The following is a 10,164-nucleotide window of genomic DNA, read 5'->3' as shown; positions in this document are numbered from 1 at the left end:
CCGGACGGAACGGCGGCCCTGGAGATGGTGCCATCGTCCAGCGCTACCTCGACCTCAACGGTGGGATTCCCGCGAGAGTCCAGAATCTCGCGCGCTCCAATTGCTTCAATGGTGGCCACGTCGTTCTCCTGTGGTTGTGGACGTCCTCTATGGGCGGGTTGTACGCAGCCCCGGCCGCGACGCTGCAACCGTACTGCACGCGCGTACTGAAGAAGCTTAGAGCGCAAGCCTGCGTTCAGCGGCGTCGGGTGACCGTGAATACCTCGACCGCCCCGATACCACGGACCGTCGTCGGTGGCAGCGCCCGCAACGCGACACTTGGCTCATCCTGCAGCGCCTCCGCGGTCTCCGCGTCTACCAGCACCGAGTTGCGCTCCGCGACCGTGGTCAATCGGGCCGCCAGATTGGTGGGTGTGCCGAAGACGTCACCCAGCCTGGCCACCACCGGTCCCGTCGCGATCCCCACCCGGATGTCCGGCAGCGCCGGGTTGACACCGATCTGGTCGACGAGCTCGCACCCGATCGTGGCGGCGACGGTCGCCGTCTCGGCTACGAACACCACCTCGTCGCCGAGCGTCTTCACCACCCGGCCGCCACAGCCGAAGATGACGTCGTTCGTCATCGCCTCGAACCGTTCGACCAGTTCCCCCAGGGCCTCCACGCTGAGCCCTCGGGACAGCCTGGTGAACGACACCAGATCCGCGAAGCCGACCGACGCGGGAGCCGCGAGCAGCGGCGACTCGCCCAGCTCCGCGATCGCGACCAGGCGGTTGGCCGACGACGCCAGCTTCCGCCGCCAGGCATAGATGAGCAGCCGCTCAAACTCCGGTAGGAGACGCTGCGCCATCTGGTAAGCGGACGTGAGCCTGCTGCTCGGGGCCAGCCCTTCGGCTGTGGCGTCCTCGATGATCTCCGCGAGGGTCTCCACATGCCACTCCGCCAGCCGCCCCGTCATCCGCCCCAGCGCGCGGACCATCTGTACGGCCGTCTCCTCGTTGACCGCCTTGGACTCCACCAGCTCGACGACGCCGCGCAGTGCCTCCAGGTCCCAGACCGTGAAAGCCTTCTCCTCGCCCACGTCGGGGAAGCCGAGCGCCAGCCAGTACCGGCGGGCGTCGTCCACCGTCAGGCCAGCGGCATCCGCGACCTGATCAAAGGTGTATCGACGAGAGGCACCGAGCAGCAACCGTTCCAGGTCCTCTGCTGTGGGGCGATCAGCCGTCACGGGTAGTCGGTCTCCTCCTGCGGGTCCTCGCGTGTCCAGCCGTCTTCGCGCTGTGCCTCCGCGACCAGCTCGCTGAGCCGCAGCTGCACTGCATGGACGCGTGGCACGTCATGGAGCCGGATCTGGCCCTCTTCACTCGCCGCGGAGACGATCAACGTACCGCACCGCAGGATCCGGTCGGTGAGGCCCTGTTCGAACGCCGCGTCGTTGATCCGCCGCAACGGGATGTTGCGGCCGGTGCGACGGATGACGCCGGTACGCGTGATGAGCCGGCCGTTGGTCACGGTGAAGGTCGTCGTCAACCAGGTGATGAACGGCCAGAACGACCAGATGAGCACGATCAGGACGGCCGCGACCACGATGGCCCACTGACCGACCGTCACCGTTGTGGTGTCGTCGTCCGGCAATATACCCAGCCCGAAGCCCGCCGCGGCACCGGTCGCCAGCAGGATCAAGACCGGCAGGAACAGCTCTTTGACATGGGTGCGCAGGTGGAACTCGACGATCTCACCTTCGCTGAGGTGCTTCTCTGGAAAGCCCATATCCGAATCCTGACATGTTCCGGCTCCGTAGGCCCATCTTTACGGCCGCAGAACTCCACGTGCCTTGTACCGTTCCGGCGGCCACGCACGGACGTGCAGCTTCCGGCCAGGTCATGCCGGACGGAGGTGAACCACGTCCCCGGCGCCGAACGCCTCGACCCCGGCGTCCGTCTCGATCAGGAGCCGGCCCGCGCCGTCGATGTCACGCGCCCGGCCTTCGCTCACTCGCCCGCCCGGCAACTCCACGCGCACGCGCCGGCCCAATGTCACGCAACGGGCACGGTACTCGTCAGCGATCCCGGACCCGCCCGAAGCATCCGTACCGGCGCTCCGCCACGCCTCATAGCGCCCGGACAACCGCGTGCACAGGGCGTCGAGCAGATCGTCACGGCTGGGGGCACTCGTCCTCGTCGTCTCCAGCACCAGCGACGTTGCGTTGTCGGGGAGCTGGTCACGGTTCTGCCGGATGTTGAGCCCGACCCCGGCCACCGCAGCCGCACCGAGCGGCGTCTCCACTCGCTCGACCAGGATCCCGGCCAGCTTGGCCTCACCCACCAGCACGTCGTTCGGCCACTTCAGACCGGCTTCGACGCCGGTCAGGTCAGCGACGGTCTCCACCACGACCACACCGACCAGGAGTGGCAGCCACGGCCAGTCCGCCGTCGGAACGTCGTCGGGCCGCAGCAGGAAGGAGACCGTCAGGCTTGAACCGGGCGGTGTCTCCCATTCCCGGTCCAGCCGCCCTCGGCCGGCACTCTGGTAGTCGGCCACGACGACGGTCCCTTCCGCAGCGCCCTCTCCGGCGAGGGTCACCATGTCCGCGTTGGTGGATCCCGTCTCGGTGACTCGGCGTACCTGCCACATGCCGTCTCCTGATGTCCGCCAACCATCGTCTCCCGCCGAAAACACTACTCACGAACGCTTCACGGCGCCTCACAACATTGACCACGGCCCGGACGGGTCATTAGTGTCCCGCCTTGTGTCATACGGACTGAAAGGACTCAGCACATGTGGATAGCCGGGCTTGTCGCTCTGGTGGTCGCCGGATACTGCGGGTACCTCCTGTACAGCACCCGTCAACGGCAGCACGAGATGATCACCACTCAGACGATGACGGCGCAGGAGCTCCGCACCCTGCAGGAGGCCGCCACGGAGGCGGCCGGTCCCGGCTTCTTCGAGCAGAAGTGTGAGGTTGTCGGTAAGGCCGAGGCCCGCCCATCCGGCACGGTCAAGTCGGAGATCTCCGAGACCGAATGCCTCTGGCACCGGCACGTCGTCAAGCGCAAGTATTGGACCACCGAGCGGCGCCGCGATTCCAAGGGCAACTACCGCACCCGACGTGTCGAGAAGGAGGAGACCGTCGCGACGCGCGAGTCGGAGGATCCGTTCCACGTCCGGGACGAGACCGGAACGATCGAGGTCCGCCCCAAGCCGGGTGTGTTCGAGCACATGCGCCAGGTCGTCGACCGGTTCGAGCCGCATAACGAATCGTCACAGCACTCCACGCTCTCCGTGGGCAGCCTGAGCCTGAAGCTTCCCAAGACGCAGCGCGAAGGCACCGTCGGTTACAAGTACACCGAATGGGTACTGACCGCCGGCACCACCCTCTATGTCCTGGGCACGGCCAAGGACAACGGTGGAGAGCTGTCGATCGACGAGCCGTCCCTGGTGTCCACGAAAAGCGAGGAGGAGTTGCTCGCCGAGGCCAAGAAGAAGGAGCGGTTCAGCCTCGTGGGCGGCATCGCCGCCGCGGCCGTGGGAGTCGCCCTGATCCTCGTGGACCTGCTCTCCTAAGACCTTCTTCCATGATCATGAACATTCACCGTGTGAATAGCACGGCAAATGTTCATGATCATGGGCAAGGCACGATCAGCCGGTGTTCTGCAGGCCGGCGGCGACGCCGTTCACGCTGATCTGGAGCAGCTTGCGGACCTTGTCCTCGTCGGTCGCGCCGTCGTCACCGTCGCGCAGCGTCCGCAGCGCACGCACCTGCAGGTAGGACAGCGCGTCGACGTACGGGTTGCGGAGCGCGACGGCCCGCCCCAGCACGCGACGGTCCTCAAGCAGCCGCGAGTGCTCGGTCACATTCAGTACCCATTCCGTGGTCAGCTCGTGCTCAGCGAGGATCATCTCGGTCAGCTCGGGACGATCACCCAGCGCCAGGTACCGGGCCGCGATCCGCCGGTCGGTCTTCGCCAGCGACATCTCGGCGTTCTCCAGCATCACCGTGAACAGGGGCCACTCGTCGCGGGCCCGGCGCAGCAGATCGATATCTCCCACGGCGGCCAGGCCTGTCCCCAAGCCGAACCATCCGGGCAGGTTCACTCTGGTCTGCGCCCACGAGAACACCCACGGGATGGCCCGCAGGTCGTCCAGCGACGACACCGTCAGGCCGCGGCGAGCGGGCCGGGAGCCCAGCGGCAGCGAGCCGACCTCCTCCAGCGGCGTCACGCGGGCGAACCACTCAGGGAACCCGTCCGTCCTGACCAGCGCGTGGTATGCCTCCTTGGCGGCGGCATCGAGGGTGGACGCGAGGTCTGCGAACGTCACGGCGGCATCGCGGGCCCGCTCCTCCACCTCTGGTGTCGACGCCAGCAGCACCGCGGACGCCACCTGCTCGATGTGGCGGCGGGCGATCGCCCGGTTCCCGTACCGGGCGAAGATGACCTCACCCTGCTCAGTCAGTTTGAACCGGCCGTCGACGGAGCCAGGTGCCTGAGCCAGCACCGCACGGTTCGCCGGGCCACCGCCGCGGCCGAGTGCACCGCCACGGCCGTGGAACATCGTCAGGGTGATCTTGTGCTGCGCCGCCCACTCGGCCAACCGGGCCTGCGCGTCGTAGAGCTTCAGGGTGGCGGACACCGGGCCGACGTCCTTGGCGGAGTCGGAGTACCCGAGCATCACCTCGTACCTGCGGTCGGTCTCGTCCAGCCGCGCCTGTACCTGCGGCAGTTCCAGCACGCCGTCGAGCACGGGTACGGACGCTTCGAGGTCGTCTCCGGTCTCGAAGAGCGGGACGACGTCCAGCGCCATCGTCCTGCCGTCCAGAGCGTGCCGGACGAGTTCATACACGGTGGCGACGTCGTCGGCGGACTGGGTGAACGAGATGACATACCGGCGGCAGGCATCCGCGCCGAAGCGGGCCTGGATCTGGGCCATCACCCGGATCGTGGCCAGCACCTCCTGGGTGCGATCGGACAGCTGCCCGCCGGCCTTGACCTCCTCGAGCGCAGCCTTGTGCACTGCGCTGTGCTGGCGGACTTCGAGCTCGGCGAGGTGGAAGCCGAACGACTCCACCTGCCATACCAGGCTCTGAAGGTCCCCGTACGCCTGCCGGGCCGCGCCCGCCTGCACCAGGCTCGCCTGGATCGTGCGCAGCTCGTCGAGGAGCTCCGACGCATTCTCGTAGGCCAGGTCGGCATCGCGCCTCTTGGTCGCCGCCACCCGTGCCGCGGCATACAACAGCGCGATACGGTGTGGCTCGTTCGGCGATCGGGCCGCGAGGTCCGCGAACGCCTCAGGCTGGCTGGCCTCGGCATCCGAGAGCATCCGGCTGACTTCCGGCGACGGTGGCGTCGTCGAGGCGTCCAACGTCAGTCCGCGCCCGGCCTGTGCACACGCCGCTTCCAGGGCGTCGAGCACGTGGTCGGACTGAATCGCCATCGCCTGACGGGTGATGGCGCTGGTCACATTCGGGTTGCCGTCCCGGTCGCCGCCGATCCACGACCCGAGGCGCACGAAGGCCGGCACTCTGGGAGCTCGCACCTCTGGGTCCTCACCGAGCGCGGCATCAGCCCGCCGGTACACCTGCGGCACGACGTGGAACAGCACGTCGTCGAACGCGGACATGGCCGTACGGACCTCGTCCAGCGGGCCCGGCCGCTCCGCTCGCAGCGGGGCGGTCCGCCAGAGGACGTCGACGCTCTCCAGGAGCAGCCTGTGCGTCTCAGCGGCTTCCGAGGTGCCCAGCCGGGGGTCGTCCCGGCGCTCCAGCAGTTCTGTGACGCTGCGGATCGCCGTCACGATCGCTCGTCGGCGCGCTTCCGTCGGATGGGCCGTCAGGACGGGGCGGAACTCCAGCCCGGCCAGCAACGCGCTGGCTTCTTCCTCCCCCGCCAGCGCCGTGATCTCGGCGATGGCCTGCGACGTCGCCCCAGCCGAGCGGCCCTCGGTGCTGTCGCCGGCGCGCAGCGCACGGATCCGGTGGTACTCCTCGGCGGCATTCACCAGGTGGAAGTAGACCGTGAATGCCCGCGCCACCTCCTCACAGCGTTCGACCTGCCACGACTCAACCAATCGCTCGGCTCGGGTGGCAGCGTCGTCGGCGACTGTCTGATCCTCGTGGTGTGAGGCTATGACCAACTCGCGCAGGTGCTCGACGTCATCGAGCAACCCCTGCCCGCCGTACTCACGTAATACTTGACCGAGGGCTTCACCGAGCGCTCGGACGTCGGCACGCAGCGCGTCCGGCATCTCAAAGCGGGCAGCCTCACGGGAACCGGTTGCGGTAGGAGACACGGCGCCTAGCGTACGGCCTCTCCCATGTCGCGCTGAAGTCAGCCGGGTGTATGCGCCTTTTGAAGGAAAGTTCCGGAATATTCGAGCGGACTCGCACACCGCGCGACGCTAGAGTCATCGCGTGCCTACGGACCGATCGACTGCCAACTTTCCACGCGGGCGCGGGCGTACCGCGCGGATGCGTACCGTCGCGCCCTTGACGCTCGCCGTGGCGGCGTTGGCCGTCGCGGCATGTGGGGGCGACGACGGCGGATCCGGCTCGGACGGTACCGCGTTGCGGCAGGCGCTCGCCCGCCTCGAGGCCACTTCCGCCACGTCACAGCACATCTCGTTCGGCGACGCCGCCCGCATCGACGAGGCCTCAGGCGGGACGTTCAAGGGGACCTGGGGGAGCCTGACCGGTTGGGGCGCGGACCAGCTGTACCCGTACCGGGAACAGCTGCCGGACGTGCTCGGTATCGATCTCGTGGCGAGCGAGTCCCTCATCTCGGTGGGTCAACCGCCCCACGTCGTGTCGCTGATCGAAGGCGGACAGGACGCCGACGAGATCACGGCCGCGGCGACTGCCTCCGGATGGTCCGGCGACCCCGTCCTGACGTTGGAGATGGATCCGTCGCAGCCCGTCAGCGTCTCCGCGCCGAACGTGCAGCCGGTCGGCTCCGACGCGGTCGTGGGTGGCCAATCGGCAGACCTGTCCGTCGTCGACTCGGGCGAGACCAGCCTGGCCGACGCACCGGTGATCGGCGAACTCGCCGACTGCCTGGGCGACGTCGTCGCTGCCCAGTTCATTCAGGCCGACCCGTATCCGACCGGTCTCGGGGTGCGACCCGACGAAGACGACCCGGACACGCCAGTCAGCGTTCTGTGCACGATGACCACGTCGGTGAGCGACGGCGAACGCCTGGCTGCCGAGATGGACGAGGCCGTGACCTCCGGTGAGTCCGCTTTGGTCAGCCGCCCCTACGCGGACTACTTCACCAATCCCGACGTGGAGATCCTCGAAGGCGAGCACATCGTGCGGATGGAAGTCACACACACGCCCGACGCGTCGGCCATCACGATCTTCCAGATGGCCGCCACGCGTGACCTGACCGGGCTCGCGGTGGAGATGCCGTCGCTGAACTGAGCAATGGCCGAGCCACGCCGGAGAGCGGACCGGCCGGTCGCGGCGCGAAGCCGGTCGCGGCGCGAAACCGGTCGCGGCGCGAAACCGGTCGCGGCGCGAAACCGGTCAAGCATCAGTGGTGCAGGTCACGGGGTGACACATCGGCAGGGTGAGGTTCATCGCAACAGTCCCGATGTGTTCTGGTCTACCCTGCTGGGGGACCAGCGACCGGAGGGACATATGACCGCCAGCCACGAGGGCCCGGACATTCACACCACCGCGGGCAAGATCGCCGACCTGCGCAACCGCATCGAGGACGCGGTGCATGCGGGCTCGTCGCGTGCCGTGGAGAAGCAGCACGCCAAGGGCAAGAAGACCGCCCGCGAGCGGATCGAGATGCTGCTGGACGAGGGGTCGTTCGTGGAGTTCGACGAGCTGGCCCGTCATCGTTCGACGATGTTCGGCATGGAGAAGAACCGGCCGTATGGTGACGGCGTCGTCACCGGCATCGGCACCGTCGCGGGCCGGCAGGTCGCGCTGTTCAGCCAGGACGTGACCGTGTTCGGCGGCAGCCTGGGCCAGGTGTATGGCGAGAAGATCGTCAAGATCATCGACTTCGCGTTGAAGACCGGCTGCCCGCTGATCGGGATCAACGAGGGCGGCGGGGCCCGTATCCAAGAAGGAGTGGTCTCGCTCGGGCTGTACGGCGAGATCTTCCGCCGCAACACGCTGGCCTCCGGCGTCATCCCGCAGATCTCACTGATCATGGGGGCCGCGGCGGGCGGGCACGTGTACTCGCCCGCGCTGACCGACTTCACCGTCATGGTGGACCAGACGTCGCAGATGTTCATCACCGGACCGGACGTCATCAAGACGGTCACCGGCGAGGACGTCAGCATGGAGGAGCTCGGCGGCGCGCACACGCACAACACCAAGAGCGGCAACGCGCACTACATGGCGTCCGACGAGGGCGACGCCATCGACTACGTCAAGGCGCTGCTGTCCTACCTGCCGCAGAATAACCTCGACGAGCCGCCCACATACGAGGTCTCCGAGCCGGTCTACGAGGTCACCGATCACGATCGGACCCTGGACACGCTGATCCCGGACAGCCCGAACCAGCCGTACGACATGCACACGGTGATCGAACTCGTCTGTGATAAGACCGCCGACGAGTCCGATTTCTTGGAGGTGCAGCCGCTGTTCGCACCGAACATCGTCGTCGGTTTCGGGCGGATCGGCGGGCAGTCCGTCGGCGTCATCGCCAATCAGCCGATGCACCTGGCCGGCACCCTGGACATCGACGCCTCGGAGAAGGCCGCGCGGTTCGTGCGCACTTGTGACGCGTTCAACATCCCGGTGCTGACCTTCGTCGACGTGCCCGGGTTCCTGCCCGGGACCTCCCAGGAATGGGACGGCATCATCCGGCGCGGCGCCAAACTGATCTACGCCTACGCCGAGGCGACCGTGCCGCTGGTCACGGTCATCACCCGTAAGGCCTACGGCGGCGCGTACGACGTCATGGGCTCGAAGCACTTGGGCGCCGACGTCAACCTGGCGTGGCCGTCGGCGCAGATCGCGGTGATGGGCGCACAGGGCGCGGTCAGCATCCTGTACCGTCGCGAGCTCGCCGAGCACGAGGATCCGGAGGCACGGCGGGCCGAACTCATCACTGACTATGAGGACACCCTGGCCAACCCGTACACCGCCGCCGAGTACGGTTACGTCGACGCCGTCATCGAGCCGTCCCGCACCCGGTCCGCCGTCGCCCAGGCGCTGCGCGCCCTGCGCACCAAGCGGGAGACCCTGCCGCCGAAGAAGCACGGCAACATACCGTTGTAGGCACGTCGCCATTCCGCGTTGACGCTGCCACGCATACTCAACGGGCAGAATCCGCCCCGCCTGCGCATCTGATCCGAAGAAAGCGCGCTCGTTCCAAAACGGGGCTTCTTTGGTCTCTGCATAGACCAAAGAAGCCCATTTTTGGTTCAAGTTTGAGCCAAAGATGGGCTTCTTTGGCTAGTTCGCTGGCCAAACCCACTAACATTGCCTAGGCATGGATCCCCATGCGAGACGATGCTTTGAAGGACTTTCTCCGGCAGCACAACCCCTGGTGGCGAGCTGCTGCGACCGGCTCCGACCCGACTGCGTGGGTAGCATCCGACCGCGCCCTCAGCCCTCGGGCAGCGTACGACCTGGGCTACCGGTCCGCTGTGCTGGAAGATGTCGCACACGCTGCGCTAGGAGACGGGCTCTACCTGCTTCGTGGCCCGCGGCGGGTAGGAAAGTCCGTTGCCCTCAAGGACCTCATCGCTGAACTATGCGCCCGGTCAGACGTCGACCCATGGCAACCCATTTACCTCCCAGCGGACACGCTCACCGCGCATGATCTTCGCCGCGCGATTGCCCTGGCCACAGACCTCACACGCGCCGCTGGAGGCGCACCGCGTGCATGGATCATTGACGAGATCACGGCGGTTGACGGCTGGACGGCCGAGATCAAAGTCTGCGTGACAACACGAGCTTTGGCGGGCACACAGTCGTCCTCGCTGGTTCGTCCGCGTCAAGTGCCGCACAAGCTATTCGAGATCTCGGGGCCGGCCGTACCGGCGACGCACACAACCCGTTTCGGATCGTGCTGCCCATGACCTTCCGTCAGTTCATCCACGCGACGAGTCCCGACTTACCGACGCCCGGCCCGTTCTCCCCATGGAACCTGCAGTCTGCTGACGTCGCCGAGGCTGCCTCCATGCTTGAAGTGTTCACTACCGAGT

At 67.2% G+C, this 10,164-nt stretch carries 9 protein-coding genes; 4 read left to right on the top strand and 5 right to left on the bottom strand.

Annotated features, from left to right (window positions below; translation table 11 throughout):
* The 4 genes from ELR45_RS41115 to ELR45_RS19750 form a co-directional block, all read right to left on the bottom strand.
* On the bottom strand, positions 1–119 hold a 119-nt coding region (locus ELR45_RS41115; protein ID WP_240759915.1), incomplete at its 3' end, for a hypothetical protein.
* Positions 120–235: 116 nt separating this feature from the next.
* Positions 236–1,225, bottom strand: a complete 990-nt coding sequence (locus ELR45_RS19760; protein WP_129667895.1) for an adenylate/guanylate cyclase domain-containing protein — start codon at positions 1,223–1,225, stop codon at positions 236–238.
* A complete protein-coding gene (locus ELR45_RS19755; RefSeq protein ID WP_129667894.1) occupies positions 1,222–1,767 on the bottom strand; it encodes a PH domain-containing protein in 546 nt (181 codons plus the stop codon). Before ELR45_RS19755 ends, ELR45_RS19760 begins: the two co-directional genes overlap by 4 nt.
* A 111-nt stretch (positions 1,768–1,878) precedes the next feature.
* Complete coding sequence (locus tag ELR45_RS19750) at positions 1,879–2,631, bottom strand: biotin--[acetyl-CoA-carboxylase] ligase (RefSeq protein ID WP_129667893.1); 753 nt, start codon at positions 2,629–2,631, stop codon at positions 1,879–1,881.
* 144 nt (positions 2,632–2,775) lie between these two features.
* Between ELR45_RS19750 and ELR45_RS19745 the strand changes: the two genes are divergently transcribed.
* On the top strand, positions 2,776–3,561 hold the full coding sequence (locus tag ELR45_RS19745) for a GIDE domain-containing protein (protein ID WP_129667892.1): 786 nt from the start codon (positions 2,776–2,778) through the stop codon (positions 3,559–3,561).
* A 75-nt stretch (positions 3,562–3,636) separates the two neighbouring features.
* Here the strand turns inward: ELR45_RS19745 and ELR45_RS19740 are convergent, their stop codons facing one another.
* Entirely contained in the window at positions 3,637–6,240 is a 2,604-nt protein-coding gene (locus ELR45_RS19740) for a phosphoenolpyruvate carboxylase (protein WP_129667971.1), read from the bottom strand.
* 241 nt (positions 6,241–6,481) lie between these two features.
* Here ELR45_RS19740 and ELR45_RS19735 point away from each other — a divergent pair, with 241 nt between their 5' ends.
* From ELR45_RS19735 to ELR45_RS42840, 3 genes are all read left to right on the top strand, one after another.
* Positions 6,482–7,411 carry a hypothetical protein gene (locus tag ELR45_RS19735; RefSeq protein ID WP_129667891.1) on the top strand — a complete coding sequence of 310 codons (930 nt, stop codon included), beginning with the start codon at positions 6,482–6,484 and terminating at the stop codon, positions 7,409–7,411.
* 219 nt (positions 7,412–7,630) lie between these two features.
* A complete protein-coding gene (locus ELR45_RS19730; protein WP_129667890.1) occupies positions 7,631–9,232 on the top strand; it encodes a carboxyl transferase domain-containing protein in 1,602 nt (533 codons plus the stop codon).
* Between the two features lie 224 nt (positions 9,233–9,456).
* Positions 9,457–10,038, top strand: a complete 582-nt coding sequence (locus ELR45_RS42840; RefSeq protein WP_129667889.1) for an AAA family ATPase — start codon at positions 9,457–9,459, stop codon at positions 10,036–10,038.
* Positions 10,039–10,164: the final 126 nt, after the last annotated feature.

This window comes from Phytoactinopolyspora endophytica, assembly GCF_004138495.1.
Classification (GTDB): Bacteria; Actinomycetota; Actinomycetes; order Jiangellales; family Jiangellaceae; genus Phytoactinopolyspora; species Phytoactinopolyspora endophytica.
Note: the sequence above shows the minus strand (reverse complement) of the source record. Positions and strands in the feature narration are given on the sequence as shown.